The sequence below is a fragment of the Streptomyces sp. cg36 genome (genome assembly GCF_041080675.1).
In the GTDB taxonomy this organism is placed as follows: Bacteria; Actinomycetota; Actinomycetes; order Streptomycetales; family Streptomycetaceae; genus Streptomyces.
The window spans coordinates 1,387,617-1,412,662 of record NZ_CP163520.1 but is presented as its reverse complement, the minus strand read 5'-3'; the positions used below and the strand labels follow the sequence as shown (position 1 = coordinate 1,412,662).

The 25,046-nt window shown below is 74.4% G+C and carries 20 protein-coding genes; 13 read left to right on the top strand and 7 right to left on the bottom strand.

Features of this window, described 5'->3' with window-relative positions; translation table 11 throughout:
- From AB5J87_RS06300 to AB5J87_RS06280, 5 genes are read left to right on the top strand one after another with little or no spacing between them, the layout of a single operon-like run.
- A complete protein-coding gene (locus AB5J87_RS06300; protein ID WP_369374859.1) occupies positions 1-4,425 on the top strand; it encodes a beta-ketoacyl synthase N-terminal-like domain-containing protein in 4,425 nt (1,474 codons plus the stop codon).
- On the top strand, positions 4,422-4,775 hold the full coding sequence (locus AB5J87_RS06295; RefSeq protein WP_369374857.1) for a phosphopantetheine-binding protein: 354 nt from the start codon (positions 4,422-4,424) through the stop codon (positions 4,773-4,775). The genes AB5J87_RS06300 and AB5J87_RS06295 overlap by 4 nt, the downstream gene beginning before the upstream one ends.
- Complete coding sequence (locus AB5J87_RS06290; protein WP_369374855.1) at positions 4,766-5,641, top strand: alpha/beta fold hydrolase; 876 nt, start codon at positions 4,766-4,768, stop codon at positions 5,639-5,641. The genes AB5J87_RS06295 and AB5J87_RS06290 overlap by 10 nt, the downstream gene beginning before the upstream one ends.
- The gene (locus tag AB5J87_RS06285) at positions 5,638-6,882 is read left to right on the top strand and encodes a glycosyltransferase (protein ID WP_369374852.1); all 1,245 of its coding nucleotides are present in this window, start codon (positions 5,638-5,640) and stop codon (positions 6,880-6,882) included. Before AB5J87_RS06290 ends, AB5J87_RS06285 begins: the two co-directional genes overlap by 4 nt.
- A complete protein-coding gene (locus tag AB5J87_RS06280) occupies positions 6,869-7,927 on the top strand; it encodes a class I SAM-dependent methyltransferase (RefSeq protein WP_369374850.1) in 1,059 nt (352 codons plus the stop codon). The genes AB5J87_RS06285 and AB5J87_RS06280 overlap by 14 nt, the downstream gene beginning before the upstream one ends.
- A 77-nt stretch (positions 7,928-8,004) precedes the next feature.
- Here the strand turns inward: AB5J87_RS06280 and AB5J87_RS06275 are convergent, their stop codons facing one another.
- Positions 8,005-9,075, bottom strand: coding sequence for an ATP-dependent DNA ligase (locus AB5J87_RS06275; RefSeq protein ID WP_369374847.1), 1,071 nt, complete (start codon positions 9,073-9,075; stop codon positions 8,005-8,007).
- A gap of 65 nt (positions 9,076-9,140) precedes the next feature.
- On the opposite strand from AB5J87_RS06275, the gene ligD reads away from it, so the two are divergent.
- On the top strand, positions 9,141-10,196 hold the full coding sequence (ligD, locus tag AB5J87_RS06270) for a non-homologous end-joining DNA ligase (RefSeq protein WP_369374845.1): 1,056 nt from the start codon (positions 9,141-9,143) through the stop codon (positions 10,194-10,196).
- A 61-nt stretch (positions 10,197-10,257) separates the two neighbouring features.
- Here ligD and AB5J87_RS06265 read toward each other — a convergent pair whose 3' ends face one another.
- Positions 10,258-10,995: an IclR family transcriptional regulator gene (locus AB5J87_RS06265; protein WP_369374843.1), complete on the bottom strand. Its 738-nt coding sequence runs from the start codon at positions 10,993-10,995 to the stop codon at positions 10,258-10,260.
- Between the two features lie 274 nt (positions 10,996-11,269).
- Here AB5J87_RS06265 and AB5J87_RS06260 point away from each other — a divergent pair, with 274 nt between their 5' ends.
- Positions 11,270-11,518: a WhiB family transcriptional regulator gene (locus tag AB5J87_RS06260; protein ID WP_369374841.1), complete on the top strand. Its 249-nt coding sequence runs from the start codon at positions 11,270-11,272 to the stop codon at positions 11,516-11,518.
- A 125-nt stretch (positions 11,519-11,643) separates the two neighbouring features.
- On the opposite strand, the gene AB5J87_RS06255 is transcribed toward AB5J87_RS06260, so the two are convergent.
- From AB5J87_RS06255 to AB5J87_RS06245, 3 genes are all read right to left on the bottom strand, one after another.
- Positions 11,644-12,618 carry an acyl-ACP desaturase gene (locus AB5J87_RS06255; protein ID WP_369374839.1) on the bottom strand — a complete coding sequence of 325 codons (975 nt, stop codon included), beginning with the start codon at positions 12,616-12,618 and terminating at the stop codon, positions 11,644-11,646.
- 227 nt (positions 12,619-12,845) lie between these two features.
- On the bottom strand, positions 12,846-14,489 hold the full coding sequence (locus AB5J87_RS06250) for an ABC-F family ATP-binding cassette domain-containing protein (protein ID WP_369374837.1): 1,644 nt from the start codon (positions 14,487-14,489) through the stop codon (positions 12,846-12,848).
- 339 nt (positions 14,490-14,828) lie between these two features.
- Positions 14,829-15,245 (bottom strand): SsgA family sporulation/cell division regulator, encoded by a 417-nt coding sequence (locus AB5J87_RS06245; protein ID WP_369374835.1) that lies wholly within the window; start codon positions 15,243-15,245, stop codon positions 14,829-14,831.
- Positions 15,246-15,501: 256 nt separating this feature from the next.
- On the opposite strand from AB5J87_RS06245, the gene AB5J87_RS06240 reads away from it, so the two are divergent.
- The gene (locus tag AB5J87_RS06240; protein ID WP_369374833.1) at positions 15,502-16,599 is read left to right on the top strand and encodes a WD40/YVTN/BNR-like repeat-containing protein; all 1,098 of its coding nucleotides are present in this window, start codon (positions 15,502-15,504) and stop codon (positions 16,597-16,599) included.
- Between the two features lie 45 nt (positions 16,600-16,644).
- On the opposite strand, the gene AB5J87_RS06235 is transcribed toward AB5J87_RS06240, so the two are convergent.
- A complete protein-coding gene (locus AB5J87_RS06235; protein ID WP_369374831.1) occupies positions 16,645-16,947 on the bottom strand; it encodes a YciI family protein in 303 nt (100 codons plus the stop codon).
- A 68-nt stretch (positions 16,948-17,015) separates the two neighbouring features.
- Here AB5J87_RS06235 and AB5J87_RS06230 point away from each other — a divergent pair, with 68 nt between their 5' ends.
- Positions 17,016-17,714: an endonuclease V gene (locus AB5J87_RS06230; protein WP_369374829.1), complete on the top strand. Its 699-nt coding sequence runs from the start codon at positions 17,016-17,018 to the stop codon at positions 17,712-17,714.
- Between the two features lie 111 nt (positions 17,715-17,825).
- Here AB5J87_RS06230 and AB5J87_RS06225 read toward each other — a convergent pair whose 3' ends face one another.
- On the bottom strand, positions 17,826-19,034 hold the full coding sequence (locus AB5J87_RS06225; RefSeq protein WP_369374827.1) for a trans-acting enoyl reductase family protein: 1,209 nt from the start codon (positions 19,032-19,034) through the stop codon (positions 17,826-17,828).
- A 158-nt stretch (positions 19,035-19,192) separates the two neighbouring features.
- Here AB5J87_RS06225 and AB5J87_RS06220 point away from each other — a divergent pair, with 158 nt between their 5' ends.
- Genes AB5J87_RS06220 through AB5J87_RS06205 form a run of 4 tightly spaced genes read left to right on the top strand, consistent with a single transcriptional unit; the run spans position 19,193 to position 24,974 of the window.
- Entirely contained in the window at positions 19,193-20,383 is a 1,191-nt protein-coding gene (locus AB5J87_RS06220; RefSeq protein ID WP_369374825.1) for a CaiB/BaiF CoA transferase family protein, read from the top strand.
- Positions 20,380-21,522 carry an acyl-CoA dehydrogenase family protein gene (locus tag AB5J87_RS06215; RefSeq protein ID WP_369374823.1) on the top strand — a complete coding sequence of 381 codons (1,143 nt, stop codon included), beginning with the start codon at positions 20,380-20,382 and terminating at the stop codon, positions 21,520-21,522. The genes AB5J87_RS06220 and AB5J87_RS06215 overlap by 4 nt, the downstream gene beginning before the upstream one ends.
- A gap of 22 nt (positions 21,523-21,544) precedes the next feature.
- On the top strand, positions 21,545-22,759 hold the full coding sequence (locus AB5J87_RS06210; RefSeq protein WP_369374821.1) for an acetyl-CoA C-acetyltransferase: 1,215 nt from the start codon (positions 21,545-21,547) through the stop codon (positions 22,757-22,759).
- Positions 22,760-22,799: 40 nt separating this feature from the next.
- A complete protein-coding gene (locus AB5J87_RS06205) occupies positions 22,800-24,974 on the top strand; it encodes a 3-hydroxyacyl-CoA dehydrogenase NAD-binding domain-containing protein (RefSeq protein WP_369374819.1) in 2,175 nt (724 codons plus the stop codon).
- Positions 24,975-25,046: the final 72 nt, after the last annotated feature.

The window sequence follows — 25,046 nt, the reverse complement described above, 5'->3', positions numbered from 1 at the left end:
ATGGCCGAGCCGAACGGCACGACGGCCCGTCAGATGCCGGTCGCGATCGTCGGGATGGCGGTGCTGCTGCCCGGGGCGCGGGACCTGGACGCCTACTGGCGCAACCTCGTCGACGGCGTGGACGCCATCGGCGAGGTGCCCGAGGGGCGCTGGGACGCGGAGTACTACGCGCCGGACGCCGCCGACCGCGCCGCCGACCGCGTGTACTGCCGGCGCGGCGGCTTCGTCGACGGGCTCGCCGGGATCGACGCCGCCCGGTTCGGCATCATGCCGAACTCCGTCGCGGACACCGAGCCCGACCAGCTGATCGCGCTCTCCGTGGCCGCCCGCGCGGTGGCCGACGCGGGCGGCGAGGAGCGGCTGCCCGACCGGGGCCGGGTCGGCGTGGTCCTCGGCCGGGGCGGCTACCTCGGCCCCGGCCTGGCCCGGCTCGACCAACGGGTGCGCACCGCACACCAGTTGACGCGCACGCTCGGGGAGCTGCTGCCGCACCTCGGACCCGATCAGCTCGACCGGGTCCGGGAGGCGTTCACCCGCACCCTGGGCCCCGCGCACCCCGAGGCGGCCATCGGGCTCGTCCCCAACCTCGCCGCCTCCCGCATCGCCCACCGCCTCGACCTGCGCGGGCCCGCCTACACCGTGGACGCGGCCTGCGCCTCCTCGCTGGTCGCCGTCGACCAGGCGGTGGCCGAACTGGCCTCGGGCCGCTGCGACCTGATGCTCGCGGGCGGGGTCCACCACTGCCACGACATCACGCTGTGGAGCGTCTTCGCCCAGCTGCGCGCGCTCTCCCCGAGCCAGCGGAGCCGCCCCTTCCACGCGGCGGCCGACGGCATCCTCATCGGGGAGGGCACCGGTGTGGTCGTCCTCAAGCGCCTCGCCGACGCCGAACGCGACGGCGACCGGATCTACGCGGTGGTCCGCGGCACCGGCGTCGCGGGCGACGGCCGTGCCGCCGGGCTGATGAACCCCGACCCCGGCGGGCAGGCCCGCGCCGTCCGGCAGGCGTGGCGGGCGGCCGGGCTCGACCCGCGCGCCCCCGGCGCGCTCGGCCTCCTGGAGGCCCACGGCACCGGCACCCCGGCGGGCGACACGGCCGAACTGGCCACCCTGGCCGAGGTGTTCGGGCCGCCCGGCGCCGACGGGGCGGAGCCGCCCGTGCCCATCGGCTCGGTGAAGTCGATGATCGGCCACTGCATGCCCGCCGCGGGCGTCGCCGGACTGGTCAAGGCCGCCCTCGCCGTCCACCACGCCACCCTGCCGCCCACCCTGCACTGCGAGGAACCGCACCCGGACCTCGCCCGCACCCGCTTCCGCCCGGCCGCTTCCGCCCGCCCCTGGGACGCCCCGCTGCGCCGGGCCGCCGTGAACGCGTTCGGCTTCGGCGGGATCAACGCCCATGTCGTCCTCGAACAGCCACCGGCCGCCGCCCCCGTCCCGCGCCGCGCCGCCGTCCACGAACCCGAGCGGGTGCTGCGCCTGGCCGCCGCGACCACCGAGGACCTGGCGCGGCTGCTCGACGGATCCGACCCTTCCGTACGGGAGCACGGCGCCGACGCGCACCCGGCGGCCGGGGCCGCCGTGCGCCTGGGCGTCGTGGACCCGACCGCCAAACGGCTCGCCCTGGCCCGCCGGGCGCTCGCCCAGGGCCGTCCCTGGCGCGGCCGGGGCGATGTGTGGTTCGCACCGGGGCCGCCACTGCTGGGGGCGTCCGGTGCGGGGCGCCTGGCCTTCGTCTTCCCTGGCCTGGAGGCCGAGTTCGCGCCGCGGGCGGACGAGGTGGCCGAGCACTTCGGGCTGCGGCTGCCCGGCCGCAGCCACACCGGGACCACCGATCTGGCCCGGCACGGCCTCGGGGTGCTGCGGGTCGCCCGGGTCCTGGACGAGGCCCTGCGGGCGATGGGGGTGCGGCCGGACGCGGTGGCCGGGCACAGCGTCGGCGAATGGGCGGCGATGATCGCGGGCGGGGTGTTCGCGGCCGACCGCGCGGACGCGTTCTTCGCGGCCGTCGACCCCGACTCGCTGCGGGTGCCGCCCCTGACGTTCGCGGCGATCGGCGCCCCCGCGCGGCGGGTGAGGGCCGCGCTCGCGGGCCGCACCGACCTCGTCCTGTCGCACGACAACTCCCCTAACCAGTCGATGGTGTGCGGGCCGCAGGCGCCGGTCGCGGAGTTCGTGGCGAGGCTGCGGGCCGAGCACGTGGTGTGCCAGGTGCTGCCGTTCCGCTCCGGCTTCCACACCCCGATGCTGGCGCCCTACCTCGGGCCGATCCGGGAGGGCGTGGACGCGGCGGACATCCGCCCGCCCCGGGTCCCGGTCTGGTCCGGCACCACCGCGTCCCCCTTCCCGCTCGCCCCGGACGCGGTGCGGGCCCTGTTCGTACGCCATCTGCTGGAGCCGGTGCGGTTCCGGGAGCTCGTCGAGGCGCTGTACGCGGCGGGCTTCCGCGCCTTCGTCCAGCTCGGCACCGGGCAGTTGACGTCCCTGATCGGCGACACCCTGGGGTCCCGCGACCATCTGGCCCTGGCGGCCGACTCGCCCAGGCGCGGCGGGCTCGCCCAGCTGCGCCGGGTGGCGACGGGGCTGTGGGCCGAGGGGTACGCCGTGTCGGACGCCGCCCTGCCGGGGCCGTCGGCATCGGGGCCCGCACCGGCCCCGGCGGCCTCGGGCCGCCCCGTCCCCCTGGACCTGGGCGCCGGGCTCGTCGCCCTGGACCCGGCCGCCCTGCGCGAACTGCGGGCCGAGCTCGCTCCCCGTACGGACCAACCCCCTTCAACCATCGGACGGTTGGGTGAGGACGTCATCCGCCGGTTCCCCGTCGCGGCCGAGCTCGACGCACTGCTCGCCGAGACCGCCGCCGGCGTCACGGCCGTGCTGGCGGCGGCGGACGCCCCGGCCGAGCGGCACACCCGGCTGAGGGTGTCCACCGAGGCCATGCCGCACCTCCTGGACCACTGCTTCTTCCCGCAGCGGCCCGGCTGGCCGGAGCTCGCCGACCGGCACCCCGTGGTGCCCGCCACCACCGTCCTGCACCATCTGATGGCCGCCGCCGAACAGGCCGCGCCCGGACGGTACGCCGTGGCCGCCCACGACGTACGCCTGGAGAAGTGGGTGACCGCGCTCCCGGCCGTCGACGTCACGGTCACCGCGCGGCCCGACGGACCGGACCGGATGGCCGTGGCGTTCGGGTCCTACGCCCGGGCGTCCGTGCGGCTCGCGCCCGCCTACCCGGCCCCGCCGACCGCGCCGCCGCCCGCCGTGGAGGGCGAGCGCGCCCCGGAGATCACCGCGGGGCAGCTGTACGAGGACCGGTGGATGTTCCACGGGCCCGCCTACCGGGGCGTGACCGCGCTCACCGGGATCGGGCCGCGCCACGTCCGGGGCACGATCACCGCGCCGGCCGCGCCCGGCGCGCTGCTCGACAACGTGGGCCAGCTCATCGGCTACTGGGTGATGTCGAGCAGACCCGCCCGGACCGTGGTCTTCCCCGTGGCCCTGGAAGCCGCCCGCTTCCACGCGCCGCACCCGCCCGCCGGAACCCCCGTCGAGTGCCACGCCGTGATCACCTCGCTCACCGACGACACCGTCCTCGCCGACGTCCGGCTGACCCTGCCCGACGGGACCGTGTGGGCGGAGCTCTCCGGCTGGCGCGACCGCCGCTTCTCCGGGCTCGACGCCCGCCGCGCCGGCGGGTACCCCGAACACCGGGCCCTGGCCGAGCCCCGGCCCGGCGGCTGGTGCCTGCTCCGGGACGCCTGGCCCGACCCGGCCTCGCGCGATCTGCTCACCCGGATGCAACTGGGCCGCGCCGAGCGGGAGTCGTACGCGGCGCGGCCACCGCGCGGGCGGCGGCAGTGGCTGCTGGGGCGGATCGCGGCCAAGGACGCCGTGCGCCAGTGGCTGTGGGCGCACGGCGAGGGCGGGGTGTTCCCGGCCGAGATCGAGATCGCCAACGAGGAGTCGGGCCGCCCGTACGCCAGGGGCACGCACGGCCGCGTGCTGCCCGCCCTCGACCTCTCCCTCGCCCACCGGGGAGACCTGGCGGTCGCCCTGGTGCGCCCGTCCGGCCCGGGCGGCGCCGTCGGCATCGACGTGGAGGCGATCGCCGACCGCGACCCCGGGACCCTGCGCACCGCCCTCGGCCCCCGCGAACGCGCCCTCCTCGCCGGGACCGCGGCCCGGACCGGGGAGCCGGAGGCCGTGTGGTTCACCCGGTTCTGGGCCGCCAAGGAGGCCGCGGCCAAGGCGGCGGGCACCGGGTTCGGCGGGCGCCCGCACGCCTTCGAGGTCACGGCGGCCGGACCCGGCGACCTCTCCGTCACCGCCGGGGGCCGCCGCCACCACGTCCACTGCACCCTCGTCGACCCCACCCATGTCGTGGCCTGGACCACGACTGCGACGACCCTCAAGGAGAGCACCCCGTGACCACCAGCGAACGGCCGCCCGGCCCCGCCCCGCTGGCGCCGCCGGACGAGGAGACCGTCCTCGCCGAGATCGCCGCCCTGATCGTGGAGGTCCTCGGCGAATACGCCCCCGACCCCGCCGACATCCGCCCCGAGACCCTCTTCGGCGACGACCTGGAGCTGGAGAGCATCGACCTCGTCATGCTCTCCGGCCACCTCCAGGAGCGGTACGGCGAACAGGTCAACTTCGCCGAGTTCGTGGCCGGTCTGGAGATCGACGAGGTCATCGCGCTCTCCGTGGGGCGGCTCGTCGACCATGTGCGGCACGCCCTCGGCGCTGCCCCCGAAGCCGGAGCCCGCCCATGGTCATGATCCGCGCCAACGGGCTCGGCCTGCACGTCCAGCGGCTGCGACCGCCCCGCCAACAGCCTCACGCCACCGTGGTGTTCGTGCACGGCGCCTTCATCGACAGCCTCGCCAGCTACTACTTCACCCTCGGCCCCCGGTTCGCCGAGGCCGGTTTCGACGCCGTCATGTACGACCTGCGCGGGCACGGCCGCAGCGAGCGCCCGCCGAGCGGCTACGCGCTCGACCAGTTCACCGCCGACCTCGACGCCCTGCTCGACGGGCTCGGCATCACCGACCCCGTCCACCTCGTCGGCAACTCCTTCGGCGGCACCGTCGCCCTGGACTTCGTGGTGCACCGGCCCGAGCGGGTCGCCAGCGTCACCGTCGTCGAGTCGGGGCCCGCCAGCCGGTCCTGGTCCGACACCATGACGTCGGCCCTGCGCCAGGCGGGCACCATGGACGACGACGAGGCGCTGCTCTGGTTCACCCAGCAGTACGGGACGCTCTCCTCGACCCGCACCGGCGACGCCCGCCACGACGCCCACATCCGCAGGCTCGGCCGGGCGGCGGCCCGCCTGGTGCGCTCCACCACCATCGCCGAGGACATGCCCACCGGACGGGTCCTCACCGACGCGCAACTGGGCGCGGTGCGCTGCCCGGTGCTCCTGGTCAACGGCCAGGAGGGCCTGGTGGCCGCCGAGTCCGCCCGGCTCAGCGCGCTGCTGCCGCACTGCCGGGTCGCGGTGGTGCCGGGGCAGAAGCACTCCGTCCTGGTGGAGGCGTCCGGGGCGGTCGGACGGCTCGCCCTGGACTGGGTCCGCGAACACGCCGCGGTCCCGGGCGCGGCGGGGCCGCCGTCCGGGCCGCGCGGCGCGGGGCCGGTCCGGTGAGCCGCTTCCTGTTCGTCGTGCCGCCGCTGACCGGGCACATCAACCCGGCCGCCGCCGTGGCCGCGGAGCTGGCCGCGCGCGGCCACGAGGTGGCCTGGGCGGGGCGGCCCGCGATCGTCGAGCGGCTGGCGGGGGAGCGGCCCCGGGTGTACGGGTGCGCCGGGCCCGACCACCTCGCCGGGCGCCCGCCGCAACTGCGCGGGGTCGCGGCGCTCAAGTTCCTGTGGGCCGACTTCCTGGGCCCGCTCGCCGAGGCGATGGCGCCCGGGGTGGCGGCGGCGATCACCGCCTTCCGGCCGGACCTGGTCGTCGCCGACCAGCAGACGGTGGCGGGTGCGCTGGTCGCCGAACGGCTCGGGGTGCCCTTCGCGACCTCCTCGACCACCTCCGCCGAGCTCACCGACAGCATGGCCGGGCTGCCGGGCGTGGACAGCTGGCTGACCGCGCTCCTCGCCCGGCTGCGCGAGCGCATCGGCGACCCGGCCGCCACCCACGACCCGCGCTTCTCCCCGCTGCTCACCCTCGCCTTCACCACCCCCGAGCTGACCGGCCCGTGTCTGACCCCGGGGACCGTACTGCGGTTCGTCGGACCCGCGCTGGCCGGCCGGCGGGCCCCCGCCGGGGACTTCCCCTGGCGGTGGCTGGACCTGGCGCCCGGCACGGCACCGGTGCTGATCACCCTGGGCACCGCCAACGCGGACGCGGGCGCCCGGTTCCTCGCCGAGAGCGTGGCGGCCGTACGGGCCAGGGCCGGGCGGCTGCGGGCGGTGGTGTGCGACCCGGGCGGGCTGCTCGGGGCCGTCGCCCCCGGGCCCGACGTCCTGGTGCGGCCGTCGCTGCCGCAGGTCGCCCTGCTGGAGCGGATGGCGGCGGTGGTGTGCCACGCCGGGCACAACACCGTCACCGAGTCGCTCTGGCACGGGGTGCCGCTGGTGGTGGCGCCGATCCGGGACGACCAGCCGGTCGTGGCGGCCCAGGTGGTGGGCGCCGGGGCCGGGGTCCGGGTCAAGTTCGCGCGGGCGGGCCGGGAGCGGATCGGCGCCGCCCTGGACGCGGTGGTGACCGACCCGGCCTACCGGGACGCGGCCCGCCGGATCCGGGACGCCTTCCGCGCCGCCGGGGGCGAGTCGGCCGCCGCCGCCCATCTGGAAGAGCTCGCCGCCGCGCCCGGACCGGCCGCCCGGACCGGCGCCATGACCCCCCTACCCCCGACCGAAGGGCACGCTCATGCCGGACAGTGAACGGATCGCCGAGCTCCGCCCGGCCTACCGGGAGGAGCTGGCCCGGGGCACCGGACGGTTCTTCCTGCCGCCGCGCACCGACTGCCCCTGGTGCCTGGGCCCGGGGCTGCGGCGCAAGCTGCGCACCACGGACCTCATCCAGGGCAAGCCGGGGGAGTTCGTCCTGGACGAGTGCACCGGTTGCGGCCACGTCTTCCAGAACCCCCGGCTGAGCCAGGACGGCCTGGACTTCTACTACCGGGACTTCTACGACGGCCTCGGCGCCGAGACGACGGCCAAGATGTTCGAGGGAAGCGGCAGCCGGAAGCGGTTCCGGGCCAGCGCCCGTGCGCTGCGGCGCCTGGCGCGGCCACGGCGCTGGCTGGACGTCGGCACCTCGCTCGGCCACTTCTGCGCCACCGCCCGCGAAGAGCTGCCGGACACCGCGTTCGACGGCCTGGACCTGGGGGAGGGCGTCGAGCTCGCGGCCAAGGAGGGCCGGATCGAGCAGGCGTACCGGGGTCTGTTCACCGAGCTCGCACAGGGCATGGCGGGCCGCTACGACGTGGTCAGCATGTTCCACTACCTGGAGCACACCCCCGACCCGCACGGCGAACTCGTCGCCGCCCACGCCGCGTTGGCGCCCGGCGGGCACCTGCTGATCGAGGTCCCGGACCCCGAGTCGCTCTCGGGACGGCTGCTCGGCCGGTACTGGCTGCCCTGGTTCCAGCCGCAGCACCTGAACATGATCCCGAGGCGCAACCTGTGCCGGCGGCTGCGCAGCCTCGGCTTCACGGTGGTGGTGGCCGAGCGGCGGGACGCCCACATCCCGGCGGACCTGGTCTGCGCGGCCTGGTTCCTGTTCGACCGGCTGCTGCCGCGCGACGACGCGCCCTGGCGCGCCGGCCGCCCGGGGCGCGGCGCGCGGGCCGCCCGGGTGGCGCTGGTCTGGGCGGCGCTGCCGTTCCTGCTGGCGGTGTACGGGCTGGACCGGCTGCTGAACCCGCTGGTGCGGCGCGGGCGGTTCGCCAACGCGTACCGGGTGATCGCCCGCCGCGACGGCTGAGGGCCGGCCCACGCGCCTCCCGCACCCCGGTCCGACCGCCTCCCGGCACTCCGGTCCGCGCGCCTCCCGTGCCCCGGTCAGCCGCCGGACAGGACCTCGGACAGGTCGTAGCCGACCGGCTCCTCCAGCTGGGCGTACGTACAGCCGCCGGGGTCGCGGTCCGGGCGCCAGCGGCGGAACTGGGCGGTGTGCCGGAAGCGGTCGCCCTCCATGTGGTCGTACGCCACCTCGCACACCCGCTCCGGGCGCAGCGCCACCCAGGACAGGTCCTTCTTGCCGGTCCAGCGGCTCTGCGCGCCCGGCAGCCGGGCACCCTCGTGGGCGGCGGCCTCCAGCCAGGCGGCCCACGGGTGCCCGCCGCCGACGGGGTCGTCCATCAGGAGCGGCGCCAGCTCCTCCACGAGCTCGGCCCGGCGCTTCATCGGGAAGGCCGCGCAGACGCCCACGTGCTGGAGGGCGCCCGTGTCGTCGTACAGACCGAGGAGCAGCGATCCGATCACCGGCCCGCTCTTGTGGAAGCGGTAGCCCGCGACCACGGCGTCGGCCGTGCGCTCGTGCTTGATCTTGTACATCAGCCGGGCGTCGGGCCGGTAGCGCAGGTCCAGGGGCTTGGCCACCACCCCGTCGAGCCCGGCGCCCTCGTAGCGGTCGAACCACTCCCGGGCCTCCTCGATGTCCGTGGTGGCCGGGGCCAGGTGCACCGGGGGCGTCACGCCCGCCAGCACCCGGGCCAGGGCCGCCCGGCGCTCGGCCAGCGGGGTGTCGAGCAGCGACGCGTCCGCCAGGGCCAGCAGGTCGAAGGCGACGAAGCTGGCCGGGGTCTGCTCGGCGAGCAGTCTCACCCGGGAGGCGGCCGGGTGGATGCGCTCGGTGAGCCGGTCGAAGTCGAGGCGGCCCCCGTGCACGATCACGATCTCGCCGTCCAGCACGCAGCGCGGCGGCAGCCGCTCGGCGAGCGCCCCGGCCAGCTCGGGGAAGTAGCGGGTCAGCGGCTTGCCGTTGCGGCTGCCGATGACGATCTCGGCGCCGTCGCGGTGCACGATCGCCCGGAACCCGTCCCACTTCGCCTCGTACTGCATCCCGGGCGGGATCTTGGCGACGGACTTGGCGAGCATCGGTTTCAGGGGTGGCATCACCGGCAGATCCATGTCTTGGATTCTCACCGGTACGGGCCGATATGCGCCATTTGCGGCGCCCGCCTACCGTGGCCTGCATGGGCACCAGCAAGGGCGAGGCCGTCGAGCTGGAGGTGGCCGGACGGACCGTCCGGCTCTCCAACCCGCACAAGGTGTACTTTCCGGAGCGCGGCTACACCAAGCTGGACGTGGCCGCGTACTACCTGGCCGTCGCCGACGGGATCGCCCGCGCCCTGCGCGACCGGCCGACCACCCTGGAGCGCTATCCCGACGGCGTGGACGGCGAGTCCTTCTTCCAGAAGCGCGCCCCGAAGAACCTGCCCGAGTGGATCCCCACCGCGCGGATCTCCTTCCCCAGCGGGCGCCACGCCGACGAGATCTGCCCGGCCGGACCCGCCGCCGTGCTGTGGGCCGCCAACCTGGGCTGTCTCACCTTCCACCCCTGGCCGGTCCGGCGCGCGGCCACCGACCACCCCGACGAGCTGCGGATCGACCTCGACCCCCAGCCCGGCACCGACTTCGACGACGCGGTGCCGGTCGCCCACGAACTGCGCGCCCTGCTCGACGAGTTCGGCATCCGGGGCTGGCCCAAGACGTCCGGCGGGCGCGGCATCCACGTGTTCGTGCCGATCGAGCCCCGCTGGACCTTCACCGAGGTGCGCCGCTGCGCCATCGCCATCGGCCGCGAGCTGGAGCGGCGCATGGCGGGCCGGGTCACCACCGCCTGGTGGAAGGAGGAGCGCGGCGAGCGGATCTTCGTCGACTACAACCAGACCGCCCGCGACCGCACCATCGCCTCCGCCTACTCGGTGCGCCCCAAGCCGCACGCCCCGGTCTCGGCGCCGCTGCGCTGGGAGGAGCTGGACGACGCGCACCCCCAGGACTTCGACCTGAAGACGATGCCCGCGCGGTACGCGGAGGCGGGCGACGTCCACGCGGACATGGAGGACCACGCCTTCGGTCTGGAGCCGCTGCTCGAACTCGCCGCCCGCGACGAGCACGAGCACGAACTCGGCGACCTGCCCTACCCGCCGGACTACCCCAAGATGCCGGGCGAGCCCAAGCGCGTGCAGCCGAGCCGGGCGAAGAAGGAGAAGGAGCAGGAGAAGGAGCAGGACCAGGGGCAGGAGTAGGGCGGAAAGGGCGGGCCCGGCGGGGACGGCTGAGACCGGGGCCGGGCAGCGCGGCCGGTCGTCACGGGCCGGGCGGGCGGCGCTCCGCCGGGGGCAGCAGCAGGATCTCCAGGGCCTGCGCACAGGCGCGGGCGCGGGCCAGGAACCAGCCCAGGCGCTCGTCGCCCAGCACGGCGGGCGCGGCCCGCAGCGACAGCGCGAAGCGGGCGTGGCCCGAGCGGTCGAGCACGGGCACGGCCAGCGTGCGCAGCCCGTACTCGGTCCCGGCGGCGCTCTCGCCCTCGTCGCGCGCGAAGCCGTCGGCCCGTACGTCCGCCGACTCCCGGTCCGGGGCGGCCGGTTCACCGGGCTTGGGCCAGGCCAGCAGCACCCGGCCGGGCGCGGTCGAGCGCAGCGGGCGGCGCAGCCCGGCCAGCGGCGGCACCGGGCCGCCCGCCACGGTCACCGCGTGCGGGCCGCTGCGCAGGGCGAGATCGGCGCGGGCCCCGGTGCGCGCGGCCAGGTCGGCCAGCTCCGGCGCGGCCAGATGGAGCCCGCGCTGGTGGTAGGAGAGGCGGCCGAGCTCGGTCATGGCGGGGCCGAGCCGGTAGCGCGCGGTGTGCGGGTCCTGCTCCAGGAAGCCCGCGCCGACCAGGGTGCGGGCCAGCCGGTGCGCGGTGGAGACGGGTAAGCCGAGGCGCCGGGAGAGGTCGGAGGCGCTCAGATCCGGACCGTTGTCGTGGAAGGCGTGCAGCACCTCCAGGGCGCGCTGCACCGCCTGCGCGCCGGTCGGTGTCCGCACGGTGGCGGCCTCGCTCATGTTCGACTCCCTGCCCGGGTCGTGATCGACGGAGGGCTCCACACTACGACCGGGGCAAGTGCCCTCCCGGGGCGGCCACATGGGTGGCCGAAATCGTCTGGGCGCGGGTGTCCGGGGGCCGTTGCGGGGCGGGGGAGCCGGGGGCGGGCGCACGCGCGCGGCGACCGTAACCGGCCAAAGGGAAGACCGGTCCGGTGATCGCTTGACGCGGGCGGTGAACGGCGTTCAACGATCATTGATGGGACGTTGATCCGGGCCCGCCAGCATGGTCGGCATGTCGATCAACACCACCATCGCCGGGCACGAACTGGCCTGGCAGGAGACCGCGCTGTGCGCCCAGGCGGGGCCGGAGTTCTTCTTCCCCGCCCCCGGGAGCTCGACGCGGGAGGCCAAGCAGCTCTGCGGCAGCTGTGAGGGACGGCAGGCGTGCCTTGAGTACGCGCTGGCGAACGACGAGCGGTTCGGCGTCTGGGGCGGCCTCTCCGAGCAGGAGAGACTGCAGCTCCAGCGCCGCCGGGGCTGAACCTCCCGCTGGGAGGTCCCGTCCGGCAGAGCCACGAGCCCGGCCGCTTCAGGAACGGCCGGGTTCCGCCGGCGGACGCGCGCGCCCGGTTCGGGGGCGGGCCGCGCGTCCGCGCCCCGGCGCCGTCACGCCTTGCCGCGCGCCACCATCCGGGCCCTGCGGGCGGCCAGCTTCTCGTCGAACTTGGCGGCCTCGGAGTCGAGCCCGCCCATGTAGAGGCCCAGCTCCTCCTGTGCGCGCAGACCGTCCGGGCCCAGCCCGTCGATGTCCATGACCTTCAGGAAGCGCAGCACCGGCTGGAGCACGTCGTCGTGGTGGATGCGCAGGTTGTAGATCTCGCCGATCGCCATCTGGGCCGCGGCCCGCTCGAAGCCCGGCATGCCGTGGCCGGGCATCCGGAAGCCCACGACCACGTCGCGCACCGCCTGCATGGTGAGGTCGGGGGCGAGCTCGAAGGCCGCTCCCAGCAGGTTGCGGTAGAAGACCATGTGCAGGTTCTCGTCGGTCGCGATGCGCGCCAGCATGCGGTCGCAGACCGGGTCGCCCGACTGGTGGCCGGTGTTGCGGTGCGAGATGCGGGTCGCGAGCTCCTGGAAGGCGACGTAGGCGACCGAGTGGAGCATCGAGTGGCGGTTGTCCGACTCGAAGCCCTCCGACATGTGCGCCATCCGGAACTGCTCCAGCTTGTCCGGGTCGACGGCGCGCGAGGCCAGCAGGTAGTCGCGCATCACGATGCCGTGCCGGCCCTCCTCGGCGGTCCAGCGGTGCACCCAGGTGCCCCAGGCGCCGTCGCGGCCGAAGAGGCTGGCGATCTCGTGGTGGTAGCTGGGGAGGTTGTCCTCGGTCAGCAGGTTCACCACGAGCGCGATCTTGCCTATGTCGGTGACCTTGGACTGCTGCGGCTCCCATGCCTCGCCGTCCTCGAAGAGCCCGGGGAAGTTGCGCGCGTCCGACCACGGCACGTAGTCGTGCGGCATCCAGTCCTTGGCCACCTTGAGATGCCGGTTGAGCTCCTTCTCGACGACCTCCTCCAGCGCGTACAGCAGTCGGGCGTCGGTCCACGCTGCCGAACTGCCGAGGTGGGGAGAGGTGATCGTCACGGGTGTGCTCCAGGGGACGGGGAGGGGACGGGTACCTACGGCTACGTAGGTTACGAGACCGTAGGTTAAGCGCGTGGTAAGCCCCAGCCAAGTCCCGCCCTCCTCCGAGCCGGCTACCCTCCGTGATGTCCGCAGGTGGCAGCCGTTCCCGGAGCCTCAAGTTCCGAATGGCGCACTCCGTTCGGAACCCCCCTCATCCCCGTCCCTCACCCCTCACCGCTCCCGCCTCAGCCCCAGCCCTCCACCTCCTCCGCGCTCCCGTCGCGCAGCGCGCCGCCGTCCAGCACCAGCCATCGGGTCACCCCGATCGACTTCAGGAACGGGATGTCGTGGCCCGCCACGATCAGCGCCCCCTCGAAGGCGGTCAGCGCCTCGGTGAGCCGGCGCACGCTCGCCATGTCCAGGTTGTTGGTCGGCTCGTCCAGCATCAGGAGCTGCGGGGCGGGCTCGGCGAGCAGCAGGGCCGCCAGCGAGGCGCGGAAGCGCTCGCCGCCCGAGAGCGTGCCCGCCGGGCGGTCGGCGCGGGCGCCCCGGAACAGGAACCGGGCCAGCCGCGCCCGGATCGCGTTGTCGGTGGCGCCCGGCGCGTAGCGCGCCACGTTCTGCGCCACGCTCAGCCGGTCGTCCAGGACGTCGAGACGCTGCGGCAGGAACCGCAGCGGCACCTGCGCCTCCGCCTCGCCCGCCACCGGCGCCAGCTGCCCGGCGAGGGTGCGCAGCAGCGTCGTCTTGCCCGCGCCGTTGCGCCCCACCAGGGCGATCCGCTCCGGACCCCGGATCTCCAGACTGCCCAACGGGCCGTCGGCGTGGGGGAGGTGGAGCTCGCGCAGGGTGAGCACGCCGCGGCCCGGCGGGACCTGGGTGCGGGGGAGCTCCACCCTGATCTCGTCGTCGTCGCGGACCGCCTCCACCGCCTCGTCCAGCCGCTCCCGGGCCTGGGCGAGGCGTTCGGTCTGGAGCGCGCGGTGCTTGCCCGCCGACACCTGCGCCTCGCTCCGGCGCGCATTCGCGATGATCTTCGGCACCCGCTTGTTGTCGTAGCTCTTCTGCCCGAACCGCCTGCGCCGCGCCAACTTGACGTGGGCGTCCGCGAGTTCGCGCTTCTGGCGCTGTACGTCCGCCTCGGCGTTGCGCACCATCCGCCCGGCCGCCTCCTGCTCCACGGCGAGCGCCTCCTCGTACATCGAGAAGTTGCCGCCGAACCAGGTGATCCCGCCGTCGTGCAGATCGGCGATCTGGTCGACCCGGTCCAGGAGTTCGCGGTCGTGGCTGACCACGAGCATCGCCTTCGACCAGCCCTCGACCGCCTCGTACAGCCGTCGGCGCGCGAACAGGTCGAGGTTGTTGGTCGGCTCGTCGAGCAGCAGGACGTCCGGGCGGCGCAGCAGCAGCGCGGCCAGGCGCAGCAGCACCGACTCGCCGCCGGACAGCTCGCCGACGGTCCGGTCGAGGCCGATGGAGGCGAGGCCGAGCTGGCCGAGCGCGGCATGGGCCCGCTCCTCCACGTCCCAGTCGTCGCCGACCGCCGTGAAGTGCTCCTCGCGGACGTCGCCCGCCTCGATGGCGTGCAGCGCGGCGCGGACGCGGTCGATGCCGAGCGCCTGGTCGACCCGGGCGCCGGTGGCCAGGGTGATGTTCTGCGGCAGGTATCCGATCTCGCCCGCCACGTTGATCCGGCCGTCGGAGGGCCGGAGTTCACCGGCGAGCAGCCGCAACAGGGTGGACTTGCCGGACCCGTTGAGGCCGATCAGTCCGGTGCGGCCGGGGCCGACGGCCAGGTGGAGGCCGTCGAAGAGAGCCGTGCCGTCGGCCCAGGTGAAGGAGAGGTCCGAGCAGCTGAGGTGCGTCGAGGACGTGGATGAGGTTGACATGGATGTCTCCCGGTTGCGAGGAAGTTCAGGGGCAACGGGAACTGAGACACCGGTGTCAGGGCATGAAGAAGGCCCTGGTCGCGGGGGGACGGCTCGGAGGCAGGTCACACCGTGCGCCACACGGAAGGGAGGGCGCGTATCGGTGTCTCAGATGCCTCAGAAGAGCAACGTCCTACTCCGATCAACGACAACAGGGCCGAGAAGAAGGTACGTCCGGGCCGGTCGGCGCCGCAATCGAATTAACACGGACCGGCTCGGCGGCCACCGCCCGGCGCACGGGGAGAGGGTGCGGGGCGGCGGCGTGGACGGTCCGGAGCCCCGCCGGACGGCGGGCGCCGCTCAGCAGGCGTCGCGCAGCAGCGCGGTGAGGTCGCCGTCCAGGTCGAGGTGGTGGTGCTCCTGGCCGGGGGGCACCAGGAGCTGGGTGCGCTTGAGGAAGCGGCGCAGCTCGGAGGTGCGGATGTGGACCATCGCGGTGCCCTCGGCGGCGTGGAACTCCAGCACCGTGCGGTCGAAGCCGTACGGCCGCACCCGCACGTCACCCATCCCGGCCGAGGTCTCCAGGCCCGTCTCCAGCAGCTCGCGCGCGAACGCCCAGCACACCTCCACCCCCTCCAGGGTGGCGGGCGCGGGGAAGACCATCCGCACCGCGTACGGATCCTCGCGGTCGTAGGTCAGCGTCGCGGGGACGATCTGGACCCGCGGGTCGGACGCGATCAGGCGGGCTTCGACGGCTTGCTCGATGACAGTGGACAACGCCCTGCTCCCCTAACCTCACGACCGGGTACTTCGTACTGCTGCTTCTTCCCTGCTGTTCACGAAGACGGCAGAAAACACGGTTGCGTGCACATGGGCGCGGGGTGAGCTGTGTCACCTGATCGCTACGTGTGCGTCACTTACCGGTGCGTCACCGCTTCGCCGGACGCGGTGCTTAACGGCTCCGGATTGATGGCGATACGGTCGAATTTCGCCCTCTGGACGGCCCCCGGGGCGTGGGCTAGCTTCCAGCGCCATGAGGTCCATGGGGAAGACGAGACGAATGCTGTCGGTGGGGCTGGGCGGGATCGCCCTGGCTGCGGCGCTGACCGCACCCGCCCAGGCGTACGGGCACGGGGACGGCCACGGGGACGGCGGTGCCGCGCCGCGCTGGCGGCCGGTGCCCACCGGCACCGACGCCCGGTTCCGGGGGCTCGCGGCGGTCAGCCGGAACACCGCCTGGGTGGCCGGCTCGAAGGGCACGGTGCTGCGCACCTCCGACGGCGGGCGCAGCTGGCGCGATGTGTCGCCCCCGGGCGCGGGCGGACTGGAGTTCCGCGACGTGGAGGCGTTCGACGCCCGGCGGGCCGTGGTGCTGGCCATCGGTGAGGGCGAGGCGTCCCGCGTCTACCGGACCGACGACGGCGGGGCGAGCTGGAAGGAGTCGTTCCGCAACACCGACCCGAGGGCCTTCTACGACTGCCTGACCTTCTTCGACCACCGGCACGGGCTCGCCGTGAGCGACCCGGTCGACGGCAAGTACCGCATCCTGTCCACGGCCGACGGCGGCCGGTCCTGGAAGGTGCTGCCGGACGCCGGGATGCCCGCGGCGCAGCCGGGCGAGGCCGGGTTCGCGGCCAGCGGCCAGTGCCTGGTGAGCTCCGGGCCGCGCGATGTGTGGCTGGCCACCGGCGGCGGCGCCACCGCGCGCGTCCTGCACTCCGGCGACCGGGGGCTGACCTGGACCGCGGCCCCGGCGGTGATCCCCGCCGGGGACCCGGCGCGCGGGGTCTTCGGGCTCGCCTTCCGCGACCGTACGCACGGACTCGCCGTCGGCGGCGACTACCGGGCCGGGGAGCCCTCGCCGCGGGCCGCCGCGGTCACCCGCGACGGAGGCCGCACCTGGCGGCCCGCGTCCGCGCCGGTCGCCGCCTACCGCTCGGGCGTCGCCTGGCTGCCGCACACCCGCGCGTCCGCCCTCGCCGTCGGCCCGACCGGCACGGACCTCACCACCGACGGCGGCCGGAGCTGGCGGACCGTGGACACCGGCTCGTACGACACCGTCGACTGCGCGCCCGACCGGGGCTGCTGGGCGGCCGGGGAGAAGGGGCGGGTCGCCAGGCTGGCCGACTGACTGCGCCGGTCCGCGCCCGGACAGCCGGGAACGGCCGCCCGGGGGCTACTGGGCGGGCAGTTCCTCGCGGAACGCCTCCAGTCCGGGCGCGGTCCTGGTGGCGAAGAACTGGGTGATCCGGTACGCGCAGACGCCGTTGACGCTGAAGGGGTCGCTCGCCACGATCTTCTCGATCGCCGCGCGGTCTTCCCCGGCGGCGAGGATGACCCCGCCCTCGCGCGGCTCCTTGCGGCCCGAGGCGAGGAAGACGCCCGCCGCGTACTGCCCGCCCAGCCACTCGACGTGCTCGGCCAGCAGGGCGTCCACGCGGTCGAGGGGGGCGGTGTAGGTCAGGTCCAGTATGAACATGATCGCCACCCTACGCCGCCCCCGCACCGCCCGTTGTGCGCCCCTGCCGACGCCCTAGGGTGGGGATCATGGCGACGCTCACGGAGATCCCCGAGGACTGGCCCGTCGACGAGGCGGGGGCGCTGGCGGTGCAGGACGCGCTGCGCGGCCGGGTCGTGCTGGACGAGCCCGGCCCGCCGCCCGGCACCGGACTGGTCACCGGCGTGGACGTGGCCTACGACGACGAGCGGGACGTCGTCGCGGCGGCGGCCGTCGTCCTGGACGCGGCGACGCTGGAGGTGGTGGAGGAGTCCACCGCCGTGGGCCGGGTCGCCTTCCCCTACGTACCGGGGCTGCTCGCCTTCCGCGAGATCCCGACGGTCCTGGCCGCGCTCGGCGCCCTGACCGCGGGCCCCGGACTGGTGGTCTGCGACGGGTACGGGCTGGCCCACCCGCGCCGCTTCGGCCTCGCCGCGCATCTGGGCGTGCTGACCGGCCTGCCGGTGATCGGCGTCGCCAAGAACCCGTTCACCTTCACCTACGAGCAGCCGGGCGCCGGGCGCGGCGAGAGCTCCGCGCTGCTGGACGCCGACGGTCTGGAGGTGGGCCGGGCCGTGCGCACCCAGCCCGCCGTGAAGCCGGTGTTCGTCTCGGTCGGCCACCGCGTGGACCTGGCCGGGGCGTGCGCGCACACGCTGGCGCTCACCCCGCGCTACCGCCTCCCCGAGACGACCCGCCGCGCGGACGCACTGTGCCGCGAGGCCCTGCGCACGGCGCTGCGGCCCTAGAGGCCGGCCCGCCCGTTCGGCGCGCGGCGGCACCGCCGAAGTGGGGCGTCCGGGCCGCGCGCTGGGCGAGCGCCCCCGATCCGGCGGGAACCGGCGGACCGGCCCTCGCGCTCAGCGGGCGTCGGCCACCCGGAAGCGCAGGCCCGCCGCCCGCAGCCGGGGCAGCAGGGCATCGCCCATCGCCGTCACCGTCGTCAACTGGCCCGCCAGCCGCGGGAGTTCGTCGAAGGCGAGGCTGAGGGCGCCCTCGGCCAGGATCTTGGCCGTCTCGCCGTACCCCGGGTCGCCGCCGGAGACCTCGGTGAAGACCCGGCGGCCACCGCCCTCGCCCACGAAGCGCAGCGAGAACCAGCTGCGGGCGCGCCGCTCCTCGTCGGGCCCGTTCCCCGGCTCGTAGCGGCCGATCACCCAGTTCCGTACGGGCGGCAGCTGGGCCGCGCCGAAGGCGAGGCCCGCGCCGGCCACCGCGCCCAGCGCCATCGGGAGCCGGCGGACGGCGGCGAAGTGGCGGTAGCGGAAGTCGGGGCCGTAGCGGGCGTTCGCGGTGGCCGAGCGGGCCACCACCACCGGGTCGAGGACCGGCAGCGGGAGCGCCCAGGCGCCGGTCTCGCGGCTGAAGTGCGGGGCGCCCAGCGGCGCCCGGGCCCGCCGGCCCACCAGCCGGGGCTCGTGCAGCCGCCGCTCGCGGGCGGCCCGCAGCAGCTGCGGGCCGCGGCCCATCGCGGTGAGCGCCGAGGCCAGGGTGCCGCCGGAGAAGGTGGCGGAGGTGCGCAGGAACCCGTCGACCCGCAGCGGTACGCCCTCGGGGAGCTGCTGGACCGTGAAGTACGCGCCGAGGTCGCTGGGCACCGAGTCGAAGCCGCACGCGTGCACCAGACGCGCCCCGGTCTCGCGGGCGCGGGCGTCGTGGCGGACGTACATGTCGTCCACGAACTCCGGCTCGCCGGTCAGGTCCAGGTAGTCGGTCCCGGCCTCGGCGCAGGCGGCGACCAGCGCCTCGCCGTACCAGACGTAGGGGCCGACGGTCGTGGCCACCACGCGGGTGGACGCGGCGAGCGCGCGCAGCGAGTCCGGGTCGGTGGAGTCGGCGACGACCAGCGCCGGTTCGGCGCCGCCGGGCGCGGCCCGGGCGAGCCGGTCGCGCAGCCGCTTCAGCTTGGTCTCGGAGCGCCCGGCCAGTGCCCAGCGGCACCCCTCGGGCACGTGCGCGGCCAGGTACTCCGCGGTGAGCGTGCCCACGAATCCCGTCGCCCCGAACAGCACGATGTCGTACGGCCGCGTCTCGCGCGCCGTCGACTCCTTCGCCGACCGCTCCACCATGTCCCTCCGCATCAGATCCGGCCGCCGTCGCGCGCCGTCGCCGGTGGCTGAGGCTAGCGTGGGACATGCGGCCACGGGTGATCAAGGGCCGGGCAAAAACCAAGCGCTTGCTCGCGCCAAGGGCTTGTGCGGAGTGGAACGTGTTCTTAGCATCACTGATGTTACATCAGTTGTGTCACAGTGCTGGGGGCTTGATGACAGGTACAGGGAACGGCCCGCTCACCGGTGTGCGCGTGGTCGAGCTGGCGGGCATCGGGCCCGGCCCGTTCGCCGCCATGCTCCTGGCCGACCTCGGTGCCGACGTCGTCCGCGTCGACCGCCCCGGCGGCGCCGGACTCGCCATCGACCCGGCCCACGACCTGACCAACCGCAACAAAAGGTCCGTACTGATCGACCTCAAGGCCCCGGACGGCCCCGCCCGCGTCCTCGACCTGGTCGAACGGGCGGACATCCTGATCGAGGGCTACCGCCCCGAGGTCGCCGAGCGCCTCGGCGTCGGGCCGCGGCACTGCCTGGCCCGCAACCCCCGGCTCGTCTACGGACGGATGACCGGCTGGGGCCAGGACGGGCCGCTCGCCCAGCGCGCCGGACACGACATCGCGTACATCGCGGTCACCGGCACCCTCGGCATGATCGGCCGCCCCGACGAGGGCCCCACGGTCCCCGCCAACCTCGTCGGCGACTACGCGGGCGGCTCGCTCTACCTCGTCGTCGGCGTCCTCGCCGCCCTCCAGCACGCGCGGACGCACGGCGAGGGCCAGGTCGTGGACGCGGCGATCGTCGACGGCGCCGCCCACCTCGCCACCATGATCCACGGAATGCTGGCGGCCGGCGGCTGGCAGGACCGGCGCGGCGCCAACCTGCTCGACGGGGGCTGCCCCTTCTACGGCACCTACGAGACCGCCGACGGCCAGTACATGGCGGTCGGCTCGCTGGAACAGCGCTTCTACGACGAGTTCGTCCGGCTGATCGGCCTGGCGGAGGTGGCCCCGGCCCGCAAGGACCTGGCCCGCTGGGGTGAGCTGCGCACCGCCATCGCCGAGCGGTTCCGCACCCGTACGCGCGCGGAGTGGACGGCCGTCTTCGAGGGGTCGGACGCCTGTGTGGCGCCGGTCCTCTCGCTGCGCGAGGCCCCCGCCCATCCCCATCTGGCCGCCCGCGCCACCTTCGTGGAGCACGGCGGTCTGACCCAGCCCGCGCCCGCCCCGCGCTTCTCGGCCACCCCGGGCTCGGTGCGCCGCCTGCCCGCCCTGCCCGGCGCCGACACGGCCGAGGTCGCCCGCGACTGGGGCGTCCCGGAGCTCACCGCGGCGCCGCACGCCAAGCCCATAGAGGAGAACGACAGTTGAAGCGGCAGATCTTCACCGCCGAGCACGACGCGTTCCGCGAGACGGTCCGCACCTTCCTCGCCAAGGAGGTCTCGCCGCACTACGAGCAGTGGGAGAAGGACGGAATCGTCTCCCGCGAGGTCTGGCTGGCCGCCGGGCGCCAGGGCCTGCTCGGCCTCGCGGTCGACGAGGAGTACGGGGGCGGCGGCGCCGCCGACTTCCGCTACGGCGTGGTCCTCGCCGAGGAGTTCACCCGGGCGGGCGCGGCGGGCCTGGCCATCGGGCTGCACAACGACATCATCGGCCCGTATCTGACCGGCCTCGCCACCGAGGAGCAGAAGCGGCGCTGGCTGCCCGGCTTCTGCGACGGCTCGCTGATCACCGCGATCGCCATGACCGAGCCCGGCGCGGGCTCCGACCTCCAGGGCATCGCCACCCACGCCGAGGACAAGGGCGACCACTGGCTGCTGAACGGCTCCAAGACGTTCATCTCCAACGGGATCCTCGCCGACCTGGTGGTCGTCGTCGCGAAGACCACGCCCGAGGGCGGCGCCCACGGCCTCTCCCTGCTGGTCGTCGAGCGCGGCGCGGACGGCTTCGAGCGGGGCCGCAACCTCGACAAGATCGGCCAGAAGGCCCAGGACACCGCCGAGCTGTTCTTCCACGACGTGCGCGTGCCCAAGGAGAACCTGCTGGGCGAGCTGAACGGCGCCTTCCTGCACCTGATGACCAACCTCGCCCAGGAGCGCATGGCCATCGCCGTGTCCGGGATCGCCGCCGCCGAACACCTCCTGGAGATCACCACCCAGTACGTCAAGGAGCGCGAGGCGTTCGGCCGCCCGCTCGCGACCAAGCAGCACATCCGCTTCGAGATCGCCGAGATGGCCACCGAGTGCGCCGTCACCCGCACGTTCGTCGACCGCTGCGTCGTCGATCACTCGAACGGGGAACTCGACGCCGTGCACGCCTCGATGGCCAAGTGGTGGGCCACCGAGCTGCAGAAGCGCGTCGCCGACCGCTGTCTGCAACTGCACGGCGGATACGGCTACATGACGGAGTACCCGGTCGCCCGTGCCTTCACCGACGGACGCATCCAGACCATCTACGGCGGGACCACCGAGATCATGAAGGAGATCATCGGCCGTTCCCTGCTCGGCTAACCCTGAAGTGAAAGGCTTTTCCGTGAGCACCGAAGCGTATGTGTACGACGCGATCCGCACCCCGCGCGGCCGGGGCAAGGCCAACGGCTCCCTGCACGGCACCAAGCCGATCGACCTGGTCGTCGGTCTGATCCACGAGATCCGCAGCCGCTTCCCCGGCCTCGACCCGGCGGCGATCGACGACATCGTCCTCGGCGTGGTCGGGCCGGTCGGCGACCAGGGCTCCGACATCGCCCGGATCGCGGCCATCGCCGCCGGGCTGCCGGACACGGTCGCCGGAGTCCAGGAGAACCGCTTCTGCGCCTCCGGCCTCGAAGCGGTCAACCTGGCCGCCGCCAAGGTCCGTTCGGGCTGGGAGGACCTGGTGCTCGCGGGCGGCGTGGAGTCCATGTCGCGGGTGCCGATGGCCTCCGACGGCGGCGCCTGGTTCGCCGACCCGATGACCAACTTCGACACCAACTTCGCCCCGCAGGGCATCGGCGCCGACCTCATCGCCACCATCGAGGGCTTCTCCCGCCGGGACGTCGACGAGTACGCGGCGCTCTCCCAGGAGCGGGCCGCCGAGGCGTGGAAGGACGGCCGGTTCGCCCGGTCCGTCGTCCCGGTGAAGGACCGCAACGGGCTGGTCGTCCTCGACCACGACGAGCACATGCGCCCCGGCACCACCGCCGACTCGCTCGCGGCGCTCAAGCCGTCGTTCGCCGCCATCGGCGAGATGGGCGGCTTCGACGCGGTGGCGCTCCAGAAGTACCACTGGGTGGAGCGGATCGACCACGTCCACCACGCGGGCAACTCCTCCGGCATCGTCGACGGCGCCGCCCTGGTCGCCATCGGCTCGCGCGAGGTCGGCGAGCGCTACGGGCTCACCCCGCGCGCCCGGATCGTCTCGGCGGCCGTCTCCGGCTCCGAGCCCACCATCATGCTCACCGGCCCCGCCCCCGCCACCCGCAAGGCGCTCGCCAAGGCCGGGCTGACCATCGACGACATCGACCTGGTCGAGATCAACGAGGCGTTCGCCGGAGTGGTGCTGCGCTTCGCCCGGGACATGGGCCTCCCGCTCGACAGGATCAACGTCAACGGCGGCGCCATCGCCATGGGCCACCCGCTGGGCGCCACCGGCGCGATGATCCTCGGCACGCTCGTCGACGAGCTGGAGCGCCGGGACCGGCGCTACGGCCTCGCCACGCTGTGCGTGGGCGGCGGCATGGGCATCGCCACCGTCGTCGAGCGTCTCTGACCGTCCCGTCCCGGCACCCCCTCATACGGAGATCTGAGCAATGACCGAAAGCACGACCATCCGCTGGGAGCAGGACGAGACCGGCGTCGTCACCCTCGTTCTGGACGACCCCAACCAGTCCGCCAACACCATGAACCAGGCGTTCAAGGACTCCATCGCGGCGATCGCCGACCGCGCCGAGGCCGAGAAGGACTCCATCCGGGGCATCATCTACACCTCGGCCAAGAAGACCTTCTTCGCGGGCGGCGACCTCAAGGACATGATCAGGGTCGGCCCCGAGAACGCCCAGCAGGCGTTCGACACCGGCACCGCCATCAAGGGCTCGCTGCGCCGCATCGAGACGCTGGGCAAGCCGGTCGTCGCCGCCATCAACGGCGCGGCCCTCGGCGGCGGTTACGAGATCGCGCTGGCCAGCCACCACCGCGTCGCCCTGGACGCTCCCGGCTCCAAGATCGGCCTGCCCGAGGTCACCCTCGGCCTGCTCCCGGCGGGCGGCGGCGTCACCCGTACCGTACGGCTGATGGGCATCGCGGACGCGCTGCTCAAGGTGCTGCTCCAGGGCACCCAGTACACCCCCGCGCGGGCGCTGGAGAACGGGCTGGTGCACGAGGTCGCGGCCACCCCCGAGGAGATGTTCGCCAAGGCCCGCGCCTTCATCGACGCCCACCCCGAGTCCCAGCAGCCCTGGGACGTCAAGGGCTACCGGATCCCGGGCGGCACCCCCTCGAACCCCAAGTTCGCCGCCAACCTCCCGGCCTTCCCGGCCAACTTGAAGAAGCAGCTGAACGGCGCCCCCTACCCGGCCCCGCGCAACATCCTGGCCGCCGCCGTCGAGGGCTCCCAGGTCGACTTCGAGACCGCGCTGACCATCGAGGCGCGCTACTTCACCGAGCTGGTCACCGGCCAGACCGCGAAGAACATGATCCAGGCGTTCTTCTTCGACCTCCAGGCCGTCAACTCCGGCGCCAACCGCCCCAAGGGCATCCAGCCCCGCCCGGTCCGCAAGGTCGCCGTGCTCGGCGCCGGCATGATGGGCGCGGGCATCGCCTACTCGTGCGCGCGCGCCGGCATCGAGGTCGTCCTCAAGGACGTCTCGGCGGAGGCCGCCCACAAGGGCAAGGCGTACTCGGAGAAGCTGCTCGCCAAGGCGCTCTCGCGGGGCCGCACCACCGAGGCCAAGCGCGACGAACTGCTCGCCCGCATCACGCCGACCGCCGACCCGCGCGACCTGGCGGGCTGCGACGCGGTGATCGAGGCGGTCTTCGAGAACACCGAGCTCAAGCACAAGGTGTTCCAGGAGATCCAGGACGTCGTCGAGCCGGACGCGCTGCTCTGCTCCAACACCTCGACCCTGCCGATCACCGGCCTCGCCGAGGGCGTCTCGCGCCAGGCCGACTTCATCGGGCTGCACTTCTTCTCGCCGGTCGACAAGATGCCGCTGGTCGAGATCATCAAGGGCGAGCGCACCGGCGACGAGGCGCTGGCCCGCGCCTTCGACCTGGTCCGCCAGATCAAGAAGACCCCGATCGTGGTCAACGACTCGCGCGGCTTCTTCACCTCCCGCGTCATCGGCCAGTTCATCAACGAGGGCGTGGCCATGCTCGGCGAGGGCGTCGAGCCCGCCTCCATCGAGCAGGCCGCGGGCCAGGCGGGCTACCCCGCCAAGGTGCTCTCGCTGATGGACGAGCTGACCCTGACCCTGCCGCGCAAGATCCGCGACGAGACGCGGCGCGCGGTCGAGGAGGCGGGCGGCGTCTGGCCCGGCCACCCGGCGGACGCGGTCATCGACCGCATGGTGGACGAGTTCGGCCGCCCCGGCCGCAGCGGCGGCGCGGGCTTCTACGAGTACGACGGCGACGGCAGGCGGGTGCGGCTGTGGCCGGGCCTGCGCGAGCACTTCGGGAAGCCGGGCGCGGACGTCCCCTTCGAGGACATGAAGGAGCGGATGCTCTTCGCGGAGTCCCTGGACACCGTCCGCCTCTTCGAGGAGGGCGTCCTCACCTCGGTGGCGGACGCCAACATCGGCTCCATCATGGGCATCGGCTTCCCGGCCTGGACGGGCGGCGTGATCCAGTACATCAACGGCTACGAGGGGGGTCTGCCGGGCTTCGTGGCCCGCGCCCGCGAGCTGGCCGAGCGCTACGGCGACCGGTTCCTGCCGCCCGCGCTGCTGGTGGAGAAGGCGGAGAAGGGCGAGAGGTTCGCCGACGCGTGAGGTCGCGCTCGCGCGCGGCGTGAGCCGGGAGAGGGGTGCGGGCGGGGGAGCGGATCCCCGGCCCGGCCCGCG